Origin of the sequence: Escherichia sp. WS338 (assembly GCF_046486405.1) — a bacterium.
Classification (GTDB): Bacteria; Pseudomonadota; Gammaproteobacteria; order Enterobacterales; family Enterobacteriaceae; genus Escherichia; species Escherichia coli.
Window position 1 is genome coordinate 25,182 of record NZ_JBJQLL010000013.1, and the last position, 19,159, is coordinate 44,340.

The 19,159-nt window shown below is 49.4% G+C and carries 14 protein-coding genes; 8 read left to right on the forward strand and 6 right to left on the reverse strand.

Annotated features, from left to right (window positions below; all coding sequences use genetic code 11):
• Positions 1 to 47: 47 nt before the first annotated feature.
• Positions 48 to 368 carry a PTS fructose-like transporter subunit IIB gene (locus ACJHWT_RS13465; RefSeq protein WP_000161265.1) on the reverse strand — a complete coding sequence of 107 codons (321 nt, stop codon included), beginning with the start codon at positions 366 to 368 and terminating at the stop codon, positions 48 to 50.
• A 14-nt stretch (positions 369 to 382) separates the two neighbouring features.
• Complete coding sequence (locus ACJHWT_RS13470; protein ID WP_001004470.1) at positions 383 to 1,462, reverse strand: PTS fructose transporter subunit EIIC; 1,080 nt, start codon at positions 1,460 to 1,462, stop codon at positions 383 to 385.
• A gap of 308 nt (positions 1,463 to 1,770) precedes the next feature.
• Here ACJHWT_RS13470 and ptsP point away from each other — a divergent pair, with 308 nt between their 5' ends.
• From ptsP to ACJHWT_RS13490, 4 genes are all read left to right on the forward strand, one after another.
• Positions 1,771 to 4,272, forward strand: coding sequence for a phosphoenolpyruvate--protein phosphotransferase (gene ptsP, locus ACJHWT_RS13475; protein ID WP_001185118.1), 2,502 nt, complete (start codon positions 1,771 to 1,773; stop codon positions 4,270 to 4,272).
• A gap of 11 nt (positions 4,273 to 4,283) precedes the next feature.
• On the forward strand, positions 4,284 to 4,946 hold the full coding sequence (gene fsa, locus ACJHWT_RS13480) for a fructose-6-phosphate aldolase (RefSeq protein ID WP_000424857.1): 663 nt from the start codon (positions 4,284 to 4,286) through the stop codon (positions 4,944 to 4,946).
• Positions 4,947 to 4,956: 10 nt separating this feature from the next.
• Entirely contained in the window at positions 4,957 to 6,060 is a 1,104-nt protein-coding gene (gldA, locus tag ACJHWT_RS13485; protein ID WP_000373992.1) for a bifunctional L-1,2-propanediol dehydrogenase/glycerol dehydrogenase, read from the forward strand.
• A gap of 275 nt (positions 6,061 to 6,335) precedes the next feature.
• Complete coding sequence (locus tag ACJHWT_RS13490) at positions 6,336 to 6,953, forward strand: DUF1287 domain-containing protein (RefSeq protein WP_000647859.1); 618 nt, start codon at positions 6,336 to 6,338, stop codon at positions 6,951 to 6,953.
• Positions 6,954 to 6,979: 26 nt separating this feature from the next.
• Here ACJHWT_RS13490 and yijE read toward each other — a convergent pair whose 3' ends face one another.
• The 4 genes from yijE to ACJHWT_RS13510 form a co-directional block, all read right to left on the reverse strand.
• A complete protein-coding gene (gene yijE, locus ACJHWT_RS13495) occupies positions 6,980 to 7,885 on the reverse strand; it encodes a cystine transporter YijE (RefSeq protein WP_001271242.1) in 906 nt (301 codons plus the stop codon).
• Positions 7,886 to 7,978: 93 nt separating this feature from the next.
• Positions 7,979 to 10,159: a catalase/peroxidase HPI gene (gene katG / locus ACJHWT_RS13500; RefSeq protein ID WP_001296626.1), complete on the reverse strand. Its 2,181-nt coding sequence runs from the start codon at positions 10,157 to 10,159 to the stop codon at positions 7,979 to 7,981.
• Positions 10,160 to 10,487: 328 nt separating this feature from the next.
• On the reverse strand, positions 10,488 to 11,378 hold the full coding sequence (gene metF / locus ACJHWT_RS13505) for a methylenetetrahydrofolate reductase (protein ID WP_000007516.1): 891 nt from the start codon (positions 11,376 to 11,378) through the stop codon (positions 10,488 to 10,490).
• Positions 11,379 to 11,759: 381 nt separating this feature from the next.
• Complete coding sequence (locus ACJHWT_RS13510; RefSeq protein ID WP_000694078.1) at positions 11,760 to 13,313, reverse strand: bifunctional metallophosphatase/5'-nucleotidase; 1,554 nt, start codon at positions 13,311 to 13,313, stop codon at positions 11,760 to 11,762.
• A 132-nt stretch (positions 13,314 to 13,445) separates the two neighbouring features.
• On the opposite strand from ACJHWT_RS13510, the gene ACJHWT_RS13515 reads away from it, so the two are divergent.
• The 4 genes from ACJHWT_RS13515 (at position 13,446) to ACJHWT_RS13530 (ending at position 18,950) form a co-directional block, all read left to right on the forward strand.
• Positions 13,446 to 14,570 (forward strand): cytoplasmic protein, encoded by a 1,125-nt coding sequence (locus ACJHWT_RS13515; protein WP_065203487.1) that lies wholly within the window; start codon positions 13,446 to 13,448, stop codon positions 14,568 to 14,570.
• Between the two features lie 232 nt (positions 14,571 to 14,802).
• The gene (locus tag ACJHWT_RS13520; RefSeq protein ID WP_000859436.1) at positions 14,803 to 16,353 is read left to right on the forward strand and encodes a bifunctional metallophosphatase/5'-nucleotidase; all 1,551 of its coding nucleotides are present in this window, start codon (positions 14,803 to 14,805) and stop codon (positions 16,351 to 16,353) included.
• Positions 16,354 to 16,393: 40 nt separating this feature from the next.
• Positions 16,394 to 18,013 (forward strand): bifunctional metallophosphatase/5'-nucleotidase, encoded by a 1,620-nt coding sequence (locus tag ACJHWT_RS13525; protein ID WP_001696369.1) that lies wholly within the window; start codon positions 16,394 to 16,396, stop codon positions 18,011 to 18,013.
• A gap of 76 nt (positions 18,014 to 18,089) precedes the next feature.
• A complete protein-coding gene (locus ACJHWT_RS13530) occupies positions 18,090 to 18,950 on the forward strand; it encodes a nucleoside-specific channel-forming protein Tsx (protein ID WP_000275563.1) in 861 nt (286 codons plus the stop codon).
• Positions 18,951 to 19,159: the final 209 nt, after the last annotated feature.

Below are 19,159 nucleotides of genomic sequence, written 5' to 3' on the forward strand. Positions count from 1 at the left end.
GAACTCCTGTGGGAAAGCGAACCCGCCCTTGCGGGCGGGATAAGAACTTAAGCGGTTTGTGCCAGGTGAGCTTCAATTTTGCTCATAATGGCGTCAGCACGTTTTACTGCGTCGCTGATGTTGACACGCACGATAGTCTTGCCAGCAAAACGCTCTTCAAATTTGATGCCGATATCTTTGGTCAAAATCACCATATCGGCGCTTGCCACGTCTTCCGCAGTCAGTTCATTTTCCAGACCAATCGACCCCTGGGTTTCTACTTTCACTTCCCAGCCTTTCGCTTTCGCGGCGCTTTCCAGCGCCTCTGCCGCCATATAAGTATGGGCAACACCTGAAGGACATGCGGTTACTGCGATAATTTTCGTCATGGCTCGTTCCTCAATTAATTAATTTCAAAATCCAGATCCAGGTCGTCTTCCTTCTCTTCAGTTGAAGACCCATTTTTACGCGCCAGACTTTTCAGCACGTTCACGCAGACTGCCGTCACAACCGCCCCGACAGCCACTGCCGCGATGTAACCCAACTTACCTTCAACCACCGGCAGCACAATCAGACCACCCCAGCCTGCATAGCACTGCGCACCGACCAGCGCCGCAGTTACCGCACTACAAACTGAACCGACCATGATGGAAGGAATGACACGCAGCGGATCGGCAGCGGCGAAAGGAATCGCCCCTTCAGTAACGCCAACACAGCCCATCACCAGTGCCGCCTTGCCGGTTTCGCGCTCTTCTGCGGAGAAATTTTTACGACCAATCAGCGTCGCCAGCCCCATCCCCAGCGGTGGAACACAAATCCCAACAGCGGCAATAGCCACCACGGTATAAACACCCTGAGCAACGCAAATCAGCATGAAGGCATAGGCCACTTTGTTAACCGGGCCGCCCATATCGAACGCCAGCATCAGACCCATGATCACCGCCAGCATAACAATGCTGCCCTGCTGCATCCCCTGAAGCCACTGGGTCAGGCTGTTGGTCAACGCCCCCACCGGCTCGCCCAGCCCCCACATCATGACGCCAGCGGTAATCAGTGTGCCGACGATTGGAATGATGAAGATTGGCATCACCGAGCGCAGAACTTTATGCACCGGAATTTTCTTCAGGTAATGCACCACGATGCCGCCGATAATCCCGGCGATCAGCGCACCAAAGAAGCCCGCGCCAAAGCTGTTACCAACCCAGGCACCGATAGCGCATGGAGCCAGCGCAGAACGTTCTGCAATGGAATAACCGATGTAAGCGGCGAGGAAAGGCACCATCAGCGTCAAACCTGCAACGCCGATATCAAACAGTTTTTTCAGATTCGGATCGGCTACGGCATCCGGCACTGCGCCTTTGCCATACAACATGACGGAAACCGCCAGCAAAATACCGCCCGATACCACGAAGGGAATCATGTGTGAAACGCCCGTCATTAAATGCTGACGGGTATTTTTCAGGATCTGCACCAACTCATTCATAAGCTGCTCCCGGGCTTGCGAAAGCCCATGTCCATATTTTTGATGGAAGAAACAATAGGCAATCGCAGGCGGAGCAAACAGTGGATAAAAAGGCCATTTACTGGACTTTTGTAATATCAGTACAAAAATGCGATCCGCCTCATAACTTGCGATAATCCGGAAGCATGCCGCAAAACGGCGTCTTGTGAGACGCGTCGCAAATTGACGGTTACATTACATTTGTCCAGCTTTTGGCAGATTTGTCACATGGCAGGCCGTTACCGTGCGCTCTTATCCTGTAAACAGAAAACCGTACCGGGAGAAAGGCAATGGCCCTGATTGTGGAATTTATTTGTGAGCTACCTAACGGCGTCCATGCGCGTCCGGCAAGCCACGTTGAAACGCTGTGTAATACTTTTTCATCACAAATTGAGTGGCATAACCTGCGCACTGACCGCAAGGGCAACGCCAAAAGCGCCCTTGCGCTGATTGGCACCGATACGCTGGTGGGCGATAACTGCCAGTTACTGATTTCCGGGGCCGACGAACAGGAAGCGCACCAGCGTTTAAGCCAGTGGCTGCGCGATGAATTCCCCCACTGCGACGCACCGCTGGCGGAAGTAAAATCTGACGAACTGGAACCACTGCCGATTTCACTGACCAATCTGAATCCGCAAATTATCCGTGCTCGCATCGTGTGCAGCGGTAGCGCAGGCGGCATTCTGACGCCGATCTCTTCTTTAGATCTCAATGCGCTGGGTAATCTTCCCGCAGCCAAAGGCGTTGACGCCGAACAATCCGCACTGGAAAACGGTCTGACGCTGGTACTGAAAAACATAGAGTTTCGTCTGCTGGATAGCGACGGTGCTACCAGCGCGATTCTGGAAGCGCACCGATCCCTGGCTGGCGATACTTCCCTGCGCGAACATTTACTGGCAGGTGTCAGCGCCGGATTAAGCTGCGCCGAAGCGATTGTTGCCAGTGCGAATCACTTTTGCGAAGAGTTCGCCCGTTCCAGCAGCAGCTACCTGCAAGAACGTGCCCTGGACGTACGCGACGTCTGCTTCCAGTTACTCCAGCAAATCTACGGTGAGCAACGCTTCCCGGCACCGGGCAAACTGACGCAGCCCGCCATTTGTATGGCTGATGAACTGACCCCCAGCCAGTTCCTCGAACTGGATAAAAATCACCTCAAAGGTCTATTACTGAAAAGTGGCGGCACCACCTCACATACGGTGATCCTTGCCCGTTCGTTCAACATTCCGACGCTGGTAGGTGTGGATATTGATGCCCTTACTCCGTGGCAGCATCAAACGATTTATATCGACGGCAACGCAGGGGCGATTGTGGTTGAGCCAGGGGAAGCCGTGGCCCGTTATTATCAGCAAGAAGCCCGCGTACAGGACGCCCTGCGTGAGCAACAGCGTGTCTGGCTGACCCAACAAGCCCGTACCGCTGACGGTATCCGCATTGAAATTGCCGCTAACATCGCTCACTCCGTGGAAGCGCAGGCCGCATTCGGCAATGGTGCGGAAGGCGTTGGTTTATTCCGCACTGAAATGCTCTATATGGATCGCACCAGTGCACCGGGCGAAAGCGAGCTGTACAACATTTTTTGTCAGGCGCTGGAGTCCGCCAACGGACGCAGCATTATTGTGCGCACTATGGATATTGGCGGTGACAAACCCGTTGATTATCTGAATATTCCCGCAGAGGCAAACCCGTTCCTCGGTTATCGCGCGGTGCGTATTTATGAAGAATACGCGTCGTTGTTTACCACACAACTACGGTCGATCCTGCGCGCCTCTGCTCACGGCAGCCTGAAAATCATGATCCCGATGATCTCCTCAATGGAAGAGATCTTATGGGTGAAAGAAAAACTGGCGGAAGCCAAACAGCAACTGCGTAACGAACACATTCCGTTTGATGAGAAGATTCCACTCGGCATCATGCTGGAAGTGCCGTCGGTGATGTTCATCATCGATCAATGCTGCGAAGAGATTGATTTCTTTAGTATTGGTAGTAATGACCTGACGCAATATCTACTGGCAGTGGATCGCGATAACGCTAAGGTGACTCGTCACTACAACAGCCTGAATCCAGCATTCTTGCGGGCGCTCGATTACGCCGTGCAGGCGGTGCATCGCCAGGGCAAATGGATTGGTCTGTGCGGTGAACTGGGAGCGAAAGGTTCCGTGCTGCCGTTGCTGGTCGGTTTAGGGCTGGATGAACTCAGCATGAGCGCACCATCAATTCCGGCGGCGAAAGCGCGGATGGCGCAACTTGATAGCCGTGAGTGCCGCAAGTTGCTCAACCAGGCAATGGCCTGCCGTACTTCGCTGGAAGTGGAACACCTGCTGGCGCAATTCCGCATGACCCAACAAGACGCACCGCTGGTCACCGCCGAGTGCATCACACTGGAAAGCGACTGGCGCAGCAAAGAAGAAGTGCTCAAAGGCATGACCGATAACCTGCTGCTGGCGGGCCGCTGTCGCTATCCGCGTAAACTGGAAGCCGACTTGTGGGCGCGCGAGGCCGTTTTCTCTACCGGTCTGGGCTTTAGTTTTGCCATTCCCCACAGCAAATCAGAACACATTGAGCAATCCACCATCAGCGTGGCGCGTCTGGCAGCGCCGGTGCGCTGGGGCGATGATGAAGCGCAATTCATCATTATGTTAACCCTGAACAAACATGCTGCGGGCGATCAGCACATGCGCATTTTCTCGCGCCTCGCTCGTCGCATCATGCACGAAGAATTCCGTAACGCGCTGGTTAACGCCGCCTCTGCCGACGCTATCGCCAGCCTGCTGCAACATGAACTGGAACTGTAAAAGGAAACATCATGGAACTGTATCTGGACACCGCTAACGTCGCAGAAGTCGAACGTCTGGCACGCATATTCCCGATTGCCGGGGTGACAACTAACCCGAGCATTATCGCTGCCAGCAAGGAGTCCATCTGGGAAGTGCTGCCGCGCCTTCAAAAAGCGATCGGTGATGAGGGAATTCTGTTTGCTCAGACCATGAGCCGCGACGCGCAGGGTATGGTGAAAGAAGCGAAACGCCTGCGCGACGCTATTCCGGGCATTGTGGTTAAAATTCCGGTAACCTCTGAAGGTCTGGCAGCAATTAAAATGCTGAAGAAAGAAGGCATTACTACGCTGGGAACCGCAGTGTACAGCGCAGCGCAAGGATTACTGGCGGCGCTGGCTGGAGCCAAATACGTTGCTCCATACGTTAACCGCGTAGATGCCCAGGGCGGTGACGGCATTCGTACTGTACAGGAGCTGCAAGCGCTGTTGGAAATGCATGCGCCAGAAAGCATGGTGCTGGCTGCCAGCTTTAAAACACCACGTCAGGCGCTGGACTGTTTACTGGCAGGATGTGAATCCATCACCCTGCCCTTAGATGTAGCGCAACAAATGCTCAACACCCCTGCGGTAGAGTCAGCTATAGAGAAGTTCGAACACGACTGGAATGCCGCATTTGGCACTACTCATCTCTAAAGGAGCAATTATGGACCGCATTATTCAATCACCGGGTAAATACATCCAGGGCGCTGATGTGATTAATCGTCTGGGCGAATACCTGAAGCCGCTGGCAGAACGCTGGTTAGTGGTGGGTGACAAATTTGTTTTAGGTTTTGCTCAATCCACTGTCGAGAAAAGCTTTAAAGATGCTGGACTGGTAGTAGAAATTGCGCCGTTTGGCGGTGAATGTTCGCAAAATGAGATCGACCGTCTGCGTGGCATCGCGGAGACTGCGCAGTGTGGCGCAATTCTCGGTATCGGTGGCGGAAAAACTCTCGATACTGCCAAAGCACTGGCACATTTCATGGGTGTTCCGGTAGCGATCGCACCGACTATCGCCTCTACCGACGCACCGTGCAGCGCATTGTCTGTTATCTACACCGATGATGGTGAATTTGACCGCTATCTGATGTTGCCAAATAACCCGAATATGGTCATTGTCGACACCAAAATCGTCGCTGGCGCACCTGCACGTCTGTTAGCGGCGGGTATCGGCGATGCGCTGGCAACCTGGTTTGAAGCGCGTGCTTGCTCTCGTAGCGGCGCGACCACCATGGCTGGCGGCAAGTGCACCCAGGCGGCGCTGGCACTGGCTGAACTGTGCTACAACACCCTGCTGGAAGAAGGCGAAAAAGCGATGCTTGCCGCCGAGCAGCATGTAGTAACCCCGGCGCTGGAGCGCGTGATTGAAGCGAACACCTATTTGAGCGGCGTTGGTTTTGAAAGCGGCGGGCTGGCGGCGGCTCACGCGGTGCATAACGGCCTGACCGCTATCCCGGACGCGCATCACTATTACCACGGTGAAAAAGTGGCATTTGGTACGCTGACGCAGCTGGTTCTGGAAAACGCGCCGGTGGAGGAAATCGAAACCGTAGCTGCACTTAGCCATGCGGTAGGTTTGCCAATAACTCTCGCTCAACTGGATATTAAAGAAGATGTCCCGGCGAAAATGCGAATTGTGGCAGAAGCGGCATGTGCAGAAGGTGAAACCATCCACAACATGCCTGGCGGCGCGACGCCAGATCAGGTTTACGCCGCACTGCTGGTAGCCGACCAGTATGGTCAGCGTTTCCTGCAAGAGTGGGAATAACCTACTCCAAACTCCCGGCTTGTCCGGGAGTTTGAACGCAAAATTGCCTGATGCGCTACGCTTATCAGGCCTACGCAATCTCTGCAATATAGTAAATTTACGTACTTTTGTAGGCCGGATAAGGCGTTCACGCCGCATCCGGCACGCTGTGCCAGTAATCTGAAACTTCCACCTTGTTCGGGTGTTTTTTTATCCGCTTCTGGACATTTTCTCCACAGAACAATCGTTAGCCCGGAAGGTCGAATCTGTGACTCTTATTTTCACGGACGAAACAGATGAAAGCTTCACTGGCGTTATTCAGTCTTCTGACGGTATTTACCAGTTACTCCTTAAAATCTCCCGCCGTTCCACCAACCGTGGTACAAATCCAGGCCAACACCAATCTTGCCATCGCAGACGGCGCCAGACAGCAAATCGGCAGCACGCTATTTTACGATCCGGCGTATGTGCAGCTTACCTATCCTGGCGGTGATGTCCTGCAAGAACGCGGCGTATGTTCCGATGTGGTGATCCGTGCATTGCGCAGCCAGAAGGTCGATTTGCAGAAACTGGTGCACGAAGATATGGCGAAGAATTTTGCTGCGTACCCGCAAAAATGGCAGTTAAAGCGCCCGGACAGCAACATCGATCACCGCCGGGTGCCTAATCTGGAAACCTGGTTTACCCGCCACGATAAAACACGCCCCACCAGCAAGAACCCCAGTGACTATCAAGCGGGCGATATTGTCTCCTGGCGATTAGATAACGGGCTGGCACATATTGGGGTGGTGTCAGATGGCTTCGCCCGCGACGGTACGCCGCTGGTGATACATAACATTGGCGCAGGCGCGCAGGAAGAAGATGTACTGTTTAGCTGGCGGATGGTGGGGCACTATCGGTATTTTGCTAAATAAGAGATCTCCCCACATGAAGAAAAAATTCAGATCCTTTTTACACTGACGGCTTCTTTTTTCTTACGGCTCACCAGCGCCAGTGCCAGTACAATCAGCACAATACCGCTACCTTCAACTGCCCCCGGATTCTCACCGAGCAGCCACCAGGAAAAGAGTACGCCGCAAACGGGAACGGCCAGTGTGCTTAAGCTGGCAATACTGGCAGGCAAGTTTTTCAATACAAACAACCATAAGCTCCACGCCAGCGCTGTCGCCAGAATCGCACTGTAGGCCAGCGCCCAGAACACGGTGGGTTGCCAGTCAATTTCACGTTGCGGCACCAGTAAAGCGACCACGCTCATCACCAGCGCCGCATACAGCATCTGCCAGGATGTTAGCGACAATAAATCCACGCGCGGATGGCGGGCATACAGACGTTTAGCAACAATCGCGCTCGCCCCCCAACTCACACCGGAGAGGATTGCCAGCATGGCGCTTTTCATCGAAGAGAAATCGAGTTGCCACGGCTGCAACACCAAAAATAAGCCGAAAGCGGCAATCAGAATCGCGAAATATTGTCCGCGTCGCAGGCGTTCACCGAGAAACAACGCGGCGAAAATTACCACCCAGAACGGCATGGTATAGCTCAGGATTGCCACCTTCCCCGCTCCTCCGCTGACCAGCGCCCACTGCGCCAGGCCGACCATCCCGCAGGTTTGTAACAGGGCAATGGCTAAGGTGTATTTAAACGGTGTCGGGCGCATTCCGCGACCACGTAATAAAAGGACGATGAATAAAACGAGAGCGCCGAAAATGCAGCGTAAGGCGGTAAAGTCGAAGGCACCGATGTAGCTGGTGACTTGCTTCATGAAAATCCAGCTATAACTCCAGATAAGTGTGAGCACAACCAGGCCACTGATTGCCAGTGGGTTGCTCTTTCCTGCGGCAGACATGAGAGATCCAGTGTGTAGTTTTCCTGTGGACACTATACGCCGGTAAAGAAACTTCAGCGACTGCCTGAAAGGCAGTCGCTGAAGAAGGTCAGATTACAGCAGGTCGAAACGGTCGAGGTTCATCACTTTCACCCATGCCGCCACGAAGTCTTTAACAAACTTCTCGTGGGCATCGCTGCTGGCGTAGACTTCCGCCACCGCACGCAGGACAGAGTTAGAACCAAAGACCAGATCCGCACGGCTGGCGGTGTATTTCACTTCGCCAGTTTCGCGGTCACGGCCTTCGAACAGCTCTTTCGATTCGTCGGTCGCTTTCCACTCGTAACGCATATCCAGCAAGTTCACGAAGAAGTCATTGCTCAATACGCCAACGCGGTCAGTGAAGACGCCGTTTTTGCTGCCATCGAAGTTGGCCCCCAGTACGCGCATCCCGCCCACCAGCGCAGTCATTTCCGGCGCGGTCAGCGTCAGTTGCTGTGCTTTATCAATCAACAGTGACTCGGTGGTGGAAACGTCCAGACGAGCGCGATAGTTACGGAAACCGTCAGCAATTGGCTCCAGCAGTTCGAACATCTCAATGTCAGTCTGATCCTGACGCGCATCAACGCGGCCCGGCGCAAACGGTACATGAATGCTCAAACCTGCGGCGCTTGCGGCTTTCTCAACGCCAACCACACCTGCCAGCACGATGATATCCGCCAGCGAAGCTTTGCCAGACTCTTTCTGAATTTTCTCCAGAACTGGCAGAGCACGAACGGCTGCGGCGTTCACATCCCAGTCACGTTGCGGCATTAATGCCAGACGCGCACCGTTGGCACCACCACGTTTGTCGCCACCACGGAAGGTAGAAGCAGACGCCCAGGCCACCGATACCAGCTCACTAACAGACAGACCAGAATCCGCAATCGCGAATTTCAGATCGATAATGTCCTGCTCGGTCGGGTTGTAGATCGGCTGCGGCAGCGGATCTTGCCAGATCAGATCTTCTTTCGGTACTTCCGGCCCGATGTAACGAGATTTCGGCCCCATATCCCTGTGCGTCAGTTTGAACCAGGCACGAGCAAAGGCTTCGTTGAACGCCTGCGGATCGTTGAGGAAACGACGAGAGATCTTCTCGAACTCAGGATCAAAACGCAGCGTCAGGTCGGTCACCAGCATCGTCGGTTTACGTTTCTTCGACGGATCAAACGGATCCGGGATAATTTCCGGTGCGTCTACTGCTTCAAACTGGATTGCGCCAGCCGGGCTGCGGGTCTGTACCCACTCATACTTGAACAGGTTCTCGAAGAAATAGTTGCTCCACTGGGTCGGCGTCTGGGTCCAGACCACTTCCAGACCAGAGGTAATGGCATCTGCGCCAACGCCGCTGCCGTAAGTGCTCGCCCAGCCTAAACCTTGTTCTTCAATCGGTGCTGCTTCTGGATCAGGACCTACGTTTGATGTCGGACCGGCACCGTGGGTTTTACCCAGCGTATGACCACCCGCAATCAGCGCCACGGTTTCTTCGTCATTCATGCCCATGTTGCCGAAGGTCGCGCGGATAGCTGCTGCTGCCGAAAGTGGTTCGCCGCTGTGATCAGGGCCTTCCGGGTTAACGTAAATCAGGCCCATCTCGGTTGCACCCAGCGGTGCTTTCGCCAGCGCTTCCGGATGACGGTGAGTCAGCCAGGCTTTTTCATCACCCCAGTTAACATCCAGATCCGGTTCCCAGACGTCTTCACGACCGGCACCAAAACCGAAGGTACGGAAGCCGGAGTTTTCCAGCGCCACGTTACCCGCGAGGATAAACAGGTCGGCCCAGGAGATTTTCTGACCATATTTCTGTTTGATTGGCCACAACAGGCGGCGCGCTTTATCGAGGCTTACGTTATCCGGCCAGGAGTTCAGCGGTGCAAAACGTTGCTGACCACGACCCGCGCCGCCTCGCCCATCGATTGAACGGTAAGTACCCGCACCGTGCCAGGCCATACGAATAAACAGACCGGCGTAGCTGCCCCAGTCGGCTGGCCACCACGGTTGAGATTCTGTCAGCAGGGCTTTCAGATCTTTTTTCAGGCCGTAGTAATCTAATTTGCTGAATTCTTTGCGGTAGTCAAAGTCCTCACCCAGCGGGTTAGAACGATTAGAATGTTGGTTTAACAGGTCAACACGGAGTTGATTTGGCCACCAGTCGCGCGTGGTTGTGCCCCCACCTGCGCTCTGGTCGTGACCGCCCTGATGGAACGGGCATTTGCCGGTGGCTGTCGTGTTATGGATATCGTCTGACGTGCTCATCAATGTGCTCCCCTCTACAGTGTTACCGTTACGATACACAGCGTTAGAGAGAAGTTATAATTGAATTAATCCACGGATGCGATAGTTGAGATCTTACATATTGTTGGTTAAAGAGATGTAGATCAAATTGATCGTAATTAAGACTTTTTGATTATGTCCGATTTAGGATAAATGCTTTATAAAAAAGGGTTTTAGATTTGTATCCTTCAAGTAATGAGGGAGAAAACAAGGCTGATAACCTTATTTTCCCGCCCTCATTTCGAGGCAGCATTTTGTGCTCTGTTTAAAATTTGTGATCACTGTGTGATTTTCACAAAAGGCACACTATTTATAAACCAGGTCGAACACCCAGTGTATGGCAAATCGCGTAACTCATTTCAGCGCGGTTAAGCGTATAGAAGTGGAAATCTTTCACTCCTTCACGGCTTAAAATCTTCACCATATCCATGGCAATATTCGCGCCCACCAGCTTGCGGGTTTCAGCATCGTCATCCAGGCCGTCGAACATTTGTGCCATCCACGCCGGAATACGCACGTTGGTCATGTCGGCAAATTTCTTCGCCTGTTTAAAGTTCGAAACCGGCAAAATTCCCGGAATGATTTCCACATCAATGCCTGCCGAGACGCAGCGATCGCGAAAACGCAGGTAGCTTTCGACATCGAAGAAGAACTGAGTAATGGCGCGGTTGGCTCCGGCATCCACTTTTCGTCTCAGGTTGAGTAAATCGGCCTGGGCACTTTTCGCTTCTGGATGTACTTCCGGATACGCCGCCACGGAGATATCGAAATCTGCCACTTCTTTTAACAGTGTCACCAGGTCAGAAGCATACATTTCTGGCTTACCACTTCCCGGCGGCAGGTCGCCACGCAGCGCCACGATATGGCGAATACCGTTATTCCAGTAGTCGCGTGCAATGGTCCGCAGCTCGGCAGGCGTCGCATCAATACAGGTAAGATGCGGTGCCGCTTCCAGGCCGGTGCGATCTTTAATGCCTTTAATAATGCTGTGCGTACGGTCGCGCTCGCCGGAGTTTGCGCCATAGGTCACCGATACAAACTTCGGTTTCAGGCTGCTAAGGCGATCGATGGAGTTCCACAGGGTCTGCTCCATTTCACTGGTACGCGGCGGGAAAAATTCGAACGAAACGTTAATCTGCCCCTGGACTTCTGCCAGACTCTGATTCAGGGCATCCCGCTGGCTGGCGTGAAAAAAGCTCATACCTTACCTCATCAATCGCTTATCGTTATATGTTGTGTTGTGCACATCTATCCGTTTAGACGTCCAGATGTAAAGATGAAGGAAAAGCCGAAGGGCGTCAACCGAAAAATAACCAATGATGGTGAGGAAAAATCAGGGAAGATGAAAAAAACTCATCTTAATTAGAGGCGATAAAAGATTTCTCTATAGCACAATCCACCTCGCACGTTTTGACTCATATTCTGACAACACAGCGACACCTGGGCTAATTCGAAAAACAACGTCCTGCCACCGGATGGTGATGCTAAGGCATCTGATTCGGCCTGCGCCCTCGCGTAGGCCGAATACAGGATCTGCGCAATCAACGGGTAACAAACAGTTGAGTCAATTCAGTGCGCACTTTTATTTGATATCCTTCACGCGCATACCGTTGAGCTGTTCATCCGTAATGGTGTTGCCCGCTTTGAAGTAATCAACCACCGCGTGATAAACGTAATAACCGCCCGTTGTGTTACGCGCTTTCCCTTCGGTAAAGGCGGTAAAACCATCTCCACCATCAGCAAGGAAACTCTGAGTAGCAATGTGATAAACCGTCGCATCTTCAATGGGTTTGCCATTCAGAGTCAGTGTGATTACCCGCTGACCAACCGGCTTGCTGCTGTCGTACTTCATTTCCAGGCCTTTCGATACCTGTAAAACGCCATTGCTTAAACTTGCGCCGTGTTCCATCAGACTGCGTAATTGTTTACCCGTGAGTTCCATCGTCACCAGTTCGTTGGGGAACGGGAACGTACTGATGACGCCGCCCATCGTGATCGCCCCTGCGGGGATCTCATTGCGAATGCCGCCAGAGTTGGTTAACGCCAATTGGGTGTTTTTACCCGCCGCTACCAGTAAAGCGTCAGCCGCCAGGTTCCCGAGGGAAGCCGATTCACCATAGGCACGTTTTAATTCAACCGGCGATTGCGCCACCGTTTGTTGCACCACTTCATCAAGCTTTTTATTCCAGCCGTCGATCACCTGTTTCGTTTGTGGATCGGGCTTCCACTCGTCAGCGTAAATGGTTTTAAGCTCGAAGTTTTTCACCGTAAAATTATGCGGCTTCTCTTTGTAGTCGAGAACCAGTTTGCCCACATCAATCCCGCCGCTGTCAGTGGAGAGGATGAGCGTATTGCCGACTTTAATCGGTTCCGGCGTACCCACATGTGCATGTCCGGTGATCAAAATATCCAGCCCTTTCACCTGACTTGCCGTCTGAATATCTTTATCCAGCGCGCGACGCACATCTGTGCCTCCCATACTGGACTGGCGGGCCGGAACACCTTCATGGATCAGGGCGACGGTCAAATCAACCTTGCCTTTAAGTTCATCGATATAACGTTGTAGCCATTTAATTTCATCACGCGCCTCAATACCCACTCGCGTGGCAGCAGATACTGTGTCATTAAAGGCAAATACACCGTGCAAACCTATAACGCCTATTTTTACACCGTCTTTTTCGATGATGGTATAGGGCTTATCCCAGAATGATTTACTGCTGTTCTGATAAAAAACATTGCCCTGCACAATCGGGAATTTTGCCTGACTCAACTGTAATAATGTGTTGTCCCAGCCGTGGTCAAATTCATGGTTGCCTATCGTGACGGCATCAAACGGCATAGTATTCATAATATCGATAATAGCCTTACCTTTGGTCAGGCTGCTGATATATGGCCCGGTAAAATAGTCGCCCGCATCAAAAAACCATGTCGCTTTATTTTTTGCTTTTTCTTGCTTAACCAGCGTAGTGATATTTGCCCAGCCGCCAATATCCCGTTTACCGTCAGCGATCCACGGCACTTTATAAGGTTCTACATGCGCATGGAGGTCGTTGGTATAAATAATAGTGACATCTTTAGCGCAAGCCCAGAACGGCAGTGTTAATGCGATACCCGCAGCAAGTATTTTAATTTTCATAAACAATCCCTTTCAGTGAGATAAAGGATTGCTACATTACGTTCTGAAAGACTTATTTATGTGAGAGTAATCACATCTGCAGGGGATAGTTGCCGGACAAAATCAACGACCTTGTGAAATCGTTGGTGATATATGTCGACTCTGTTTACGATTAATGCCTGTAAAACGTTCGGTTGCCGAAATTTGGGATTGGCCTCATCGGAAGATTACAGTTGGCCAGACTATAAACTGGGTTATCCGGCACTGCACTGTCGGGCATGTGGCAGTTACCCGCCGTTGTTTGACGAGCAACAATTTCGTGACTGGTTGTCAGTTCACTTATCTACGTGGGCCTCGGAGAAGGGTCATTTCTGCCCGGTATGTTATGGCACAGACATGATTTGTTATGGTCACAATCCACAGGGTTCGCAACGCATTCAATGCCGTAACTGCAAAAAAGTCTGGACGCCTAAACAGTATCAGAAAGAAATTACGCATCCCCAGGCCATTGAAACCGTTCAACTGTTCATACCCTTTCAAGGGGCCAGCGCAGTACAAAAACTGTATGTTTTAGTCAGTCTTGACGCCACTCGTGGCAACATTCTTCATCTCTCCACGAATTATACGCAACATCAGACAGGAGACAGTCTGCGGTACAGTTACAAGGGCAACACAGAACCAACTATGCACCATCGCGATATCGTGCAGAAGGTAGATATGCGTGAAGCGCAATTCTTGCGCCGGAGCCAGTTCGATGAAATTCAGTATGGCAGTGCTGTACTCAAGCGCAACGGTAAGGGAGCCATACTACGCCCGGTTATCACGGCACACGGGCATTTCAGAATACTGAAAATCCGCTATCCAGATGTCAAAACGCATATTATTTCACACGAATGTTTTCTAAGAGGCGCAATTATTACAGCCTGGACAGATCAGTTCCGCCAACAACAAGGTGAACTTTGGTTCGTAGAAGAAGAAATCAGTGACAGTAACGCTGATACGCCCTGGCATTTTAAGGGAACGACATACCATGGTTGGTGGCAAAATCAGTGGCAGCGCTGGGAGCAGGGGAATAACTGCAAGATGGTCTGCCTACTCACGGGAGCCAGCTTAGAAAGGGGCGCAAATGTTTCTCTGGCAACCAGTCGTTGTTTTATCACATGGCTGACAGACCAACACGACTTTACCCAAAGCGCGTTATTATCCGCAGGTCGCGTAACGCAAATGCTGACCTCACTGGCGTTAAAATACAATGAATCGCTCACTCCATCTTGTTAGTCAATACACTCGACAAACGACCATAAATTAAGAGAGATCACTACCTTTCATTTAATTAAATATATAAATGTATGACCGTGAAATATAATCATGGTCAATGTTTAATTAATAACATTATTTGTTACTAAGATCACATAATACTTTTCTGAACTATGCTTACATAAAATAAGACACGATGTGCCTTTTATTTAAATAATTCAACAAATGTAACACACCCTATCCAGGAGGGATGATGAAAACTGTATTTACAACATTATCAGTCATATTCGGCGTGATATTTTCTCACAGTGTTCTAGCTCAGGACGTTACTATTTATTATACGAATGACATTCACGCACATGTCAATCCGGCAAAAATCCTCGCTGTTGATAAGAACAGACTTATAGGTGGTATGGCTAATATTGCAGGCATCGTTAATGAAGCGAAGAAAAAAAGCAAAGATGTGTTTTTCTTTGATGCAGGCGACTATTTTACCGGGCCGTATATCAGCACCCTGACCAAAGGTGAAGCTATTATTGATATCATGAACACTATGCCCTTTGATGCGGTGTCTGTTGGTAATCACGAGTTCGATCACGGTGTGCCCAATATGGTGTCTCAGTTATCAAAAGCAAAATTTCCCATTCTGCTGGGAAATATCTACTACACCGATACGAATAAACCAGTTTGGGATCATCCGTGGACCATTATCGAAAAAGATGGTTTAAAGATTGGTGTGATTGGATTGCATGGCGCATTCGCTTTCTATGATACAGTCGCGGCAAAAGCACGTGAAGGCGTAGAAGCCAGAGACGAAATTAAATATTTAAATAAAGCACTTGCAGAATTAAAAGGCAAAGTCGACATTACCGTTTTGCTAATTCACGAAGGTGTCCCGGCGCGTCAATCAAGCTTTGGTAGTAAAGATGTGGAGCGGCTACTACAGGCAGATATTGAGACAGCTAAAAAAGTGAATGGTGTTGATGTCTTAATTACCGGTCACGCACATGTCGGAACACCGCAACCAATAAAAGTTAATAACACATTAATTGTATCTACCGATGCATACGGCACCAACATCGGAAAACTTGTGCTTGATTACAATCCGAAAACGAAGAAAATTGATAGTTATAATGGTGAGTTAATCACCATCTTTGCAGATCAATTTAAACCTGACACCATCGTTCAAAATACTATTGATAAATGGAGTGCAAAGCTTAACAAAATAACACAGGAAGTTGTCGGCCATTCTCCCGTAGTTTTAACACGTGAGTATGGTAGTTCCTCTTCTACCGGCAACCTTATTCTTGATGCAATGATGGAAAAAACACCTGATGCCGTTGCCGGATTTCAAAATAGCGGTGGGATTCGAGCTGATTTTCCTAAAGGCGATATCACACTGGGAGATGTTATTAGCACATTCCCCTTTAATAATGACCTCATCGAGATGGATTTGACGGGCCGCGATCTCAAATCATTGATGACGCATGCAACCAATCTAACTAACGGTGTGTTACAAGTTTCTAAAAGTGTTGCGGTTGTCTATGACAGCAAAAAACCCCTCAACCAACGGTTAATCTCTTTCACCATTAACGGCAAACCTGTGGAAGATAATCAAACATATCGTATTGCCACGCACTCCTTTTGTGCCAGTGGTGGTGACGGTTTTGAAGCATTTTTGAATGGAAAAAATGTGAAGACGATACCGGGAACAACCTCGGCGGAATCTATCATCGATTATTTCAAAAATCATAAACCTGTCACCCCAGACTTAACTAAACGAGTCATGGACGTCGCCAAATAAAATCTCATTTATCAGTCAATTTATTTAACAAGGAATGCGAATGAAAACAGCGCAGCGTACTTTATTTGCCGCAACATTGCTGACTATTTTTTCGACCTCAGTTATGGCGCAGGATGTCACGATTATTTATACCAATGATCTTCACGCCCATGTGGATTCCTATAAAGTACCATATGTCGCAGACGGAAAACGCGACATTGGTGGCTTTGCCAATATATCTACGTTAGTAAAACAAGAGAAAGCCAAAAATAAAGCCACTTTTTATTTTGATGCTGGAGACTATTTCACCGGGCCATATATCAGTAGCCTGACAAAGGGCGAAGCAATAATTGATATTATGAATACCATGCCTTTTGACGCAGTATCAATCGGTAATCATGAGTTTGACCATGGCTGGGATAATGCCCTCCGACAATTAAGCAAAGCGAATTTCCCTGTTTTATTAGGCAATGTTTATCATAAAGAGAGTGAGAAACCCTTCTGGAACAAGCCCTACACCATCCTGGAAAAAGATGGCATCAGGATTGGTATTGTTGGGCTACACGGCGTATTTGCATTTAATGACACGGTCTCGGAGCTCTCTCTCCAGGGACTCGATAATGACAATAATAACCGATTTGATAAATCTTCCGCGACCCTCAAGAATCAGGGGATTGAAGCACGTGATGAAGTAAAGTATTTGCAGCATTATATCGACGAGTTACGTGATAAGGTTGACCTCACCGTGGCGCTGGTTCATGAAGGCGTACCGGCGCGTCAGTCCAGCATTGGCAATACAGATGTTAGACGTGCGCTGGATAAAGATATTCAAACCGCAAGCAAGGTGAAAGGATTGGATATTCTGATTACCGGGCATGCCCACGTCGGAACGCCAGAACCAATCAAAGTCGGCAACACCTTAATCCTTTCGACTGACAGTGGCGGTATCGATATTGGTAAATTAATCCTTGATGTCAACCCTACAGCTCGTACTCATAAAGTGAAGAGCTTTGAGCTGAAAACGGTTTATGCCGATGAATGGATACCCGATCCAACCACACAAAAAGTTATCAATGGCTGGAATAAAAAACTGGCGGATCTTGTACGCCAACCAGTCGGTGAATCATCGATTGCATTAACTCGTGCCTACGGTGAGTCATCGCAACTTGGCAACCTGTTTACCGATGCAATGCTTGTCGCTGCACCGACTGCACAAATTGCGTTGATAAACTCCGGCAGTTTACGTGCTGATATAAATGCAGGCACGATTACCTTTGGTGACATTACCAGTACATTCCCCTTCAAGAATGAACTTACTGAAATGGATCTCAGCGGTAAGGATCTGCGTAACCTACTGGAACACGGGGCATCGCTTACCAATGGCATCCTGCAAATGTCAAAAGGCGCAGAAATGCGCTATACCCTGCAGAAACCAGTAGGTCAGCGCATTGTATCTTTTAAAATTAATGGTGAAGAGATCGTTGATACGAATATTTACCATGTTGCGACTACGACTTTCCTTGCACTTGGGGGCGATGGTTTTCTGGCATTCAAAGAAGGGAAAAATGTCCAGGTCCGCGCCGGAAATAACATGTCCAATGTCGTAATCGATTATTTTAAGAAAGGCCACAAGATTACTCCTGCACAGGTAAATGAAATGCGGGTAGAAGTAAGCAAATAACAAAAACTTATAATACCATTCATTCACTGGATGACATTATTTCTCTCTAAATCAACAATATATAAGAGATATATTTATGTATATAAAAAAGCACTGGATAGCTTTATCCATTCTATTAATACCTTGCATTGGAAACGCTCAGGAAATTAAAATTGATGAAAGCTGGTTACATCAAAGCTTGAATGTCATTGGTCGCACAGACTCTCGCTTTGGCCCAAGACTGACTAACGACCTCTACCCTGAATATACTGTAGCAGGAAGAAAAGACTGGTTTGATTTTTATGGTTATGTTGATCTACCAAAATTCTTTGGCGTCGGCAGTCACTATGATGTTGGGATCTGGGATGAGGGCTCACCACTATTTACGGAAATAGAACCTCGGTTTTCCATTGACAAATTGACCGGATTAAATCTTGCGTTCGGCCCATTTAAAGAATGGTTCATTGCAAACAACTATGTCTATGATATGGGTGACAACCAGTCATCCCGGCAAAGTACATGGTATATGGGGCTTGGTACAGATATCGACACGGGTCTACCAATTAAGCTTTCTGCCAATATATACGCCAAGTATCAGTGGCAAAACTATGGTGCCGCTAATGAAAATGAATGGGACGGATATCGATTCAAAATAAAATATAGCATCCCTCTTACAAATTTATTCGGAGGGCGATTGGTATACAATAGTTTTACTAACTTTGATTTTGGCTCCGATCTTGCGGACAAGTCACACAATAATAAACGAACCAGTAATGCTATTGCTTCAAGCCATATCCTTTCCCTTCTATATGAACACTGGAAATTTGCATTTACACTACGTTATTTTCACAACGGTGGACAATGGAATGCGGGAGAGAAGGTTAACTTCGGAGATGGTCCATTTGAATTGAAAAATACAGGATGGGGAACCTATACTACTATTGGTTATCAATTTTAAATTAGGTGACATTTTAGATATTGTTACTTAATGTCATTTTGTAATTGTCATTAATAACTTCACCATTCACTCTGTTACTTCATCGCTCAACACAAAAGCCCCCTTATTACCGGGGGCACTGACCAAAGGCAAAATGACAATCAATCACCACTTCCCCAGGAAGAGGTTTAGGGGTGACAACAAAAGCTGGCAACTGCCAGCTTTTGTTC

Excerpts from the sequence above, each read along its gene's own strand:
- fsa (WP_000424857.1), top strand. The coding sequence starts at position 4,284 with ATGGAACTGTATCTGGACACCGCTAACGTCGCAGAAGTCGAACGTCTG.
- ACJHWT_RS13525 (WP_001696369.1), top strand. The coding sequence starts at position 16,394 with ATGAAAACAGCGCAGCGTACTTTATTTGCCGCAACATTGCTGACTATT.
- katG (WP_001296626.1), bottom strand. The coding sequence starts at position 10,159 with ATGAGCACGTCAGACGATATCCATAACACGACAGCCACCGGCAAATGC.
- ACJHWT_RS13510 (WP_000694078.1), bottom strand. The coding sequence starts at position 13,313 with ATGAAAATTAAAATACTTGCTGCGGGTATCGCATTAACACTGCCGTTC.
- ACJHWT_RS13520 (WP_000859436.1), top strand. The coding sequence starts at position 14,803 with ATGAAAACTGTATTTACAACATTATCAGTCATATTCGGCGTGATATTT.
- ACJHWT_RS13470 (WP_001004470.1), bottom strand. The coding sequence starts at position 1,462 with ATGAATGAGTTGGTGCAGATCCTGAAAAATACCCGTCAGCATTTAATG.
- ACJHWT_RS13515 (WP_065203487.1), top strand. The coding sequence starts at position 13,446 with ATGTCGACTCTGTTTACGATTAATGCCTGTAAAACGTTCGGTTGCCGA.
- ptsP (WP_001185118.1), top strand. The coding sequence starts at position 1,771 with ATGGCCCTGATTGTGGAATTTATTTGTGAGCTACCTAACGGCGTCCAT.
- yijE (WP_001271242.1), bottom strand. The coding sequence starts at position 7,885 with ATGTCTGCCGCAGGAAAGAGCAACCCACTGGCAATCAGTGGCCTGGTT.
- gldA (WP_000373992.1), top strand. The coding sequence starts at position 4,957 with ATGGACCGCATTATTCAATCACCGGGTAAATACATCCAGGGCGCTGAT.
- metF (WP_000007516.1), bottom strand. The coding sequence starts at position 11,378 with ATGAGCTTTTTTCACGCCAGCCAGCGGGATGCCCTGAATCAGAGTCTG.
- ACJHWT_RS13490 (WP_000647859.1), top strand. The coding sequence starts at position 6,336 with ATGAAAGCTTCACTGGCGTTATTCAGTCTTCTGACGGTATTTACCAGT.
- ACJHWT_RS13465 (WP_000161265.1), bottom strand. The coding sequence starts at position 368 with ATGACGAAAATTATCGCAGTAACCGCATGTCCTTCAGGTGTTGCCCAT.
- ACJHWT_RS13530 (WP_000275563.1), top strand. The coding sequence starts at position 18,090 with ATGTATATAAAAAAGCACTGGATAGCTTTATCCATTCTATTAATACCT.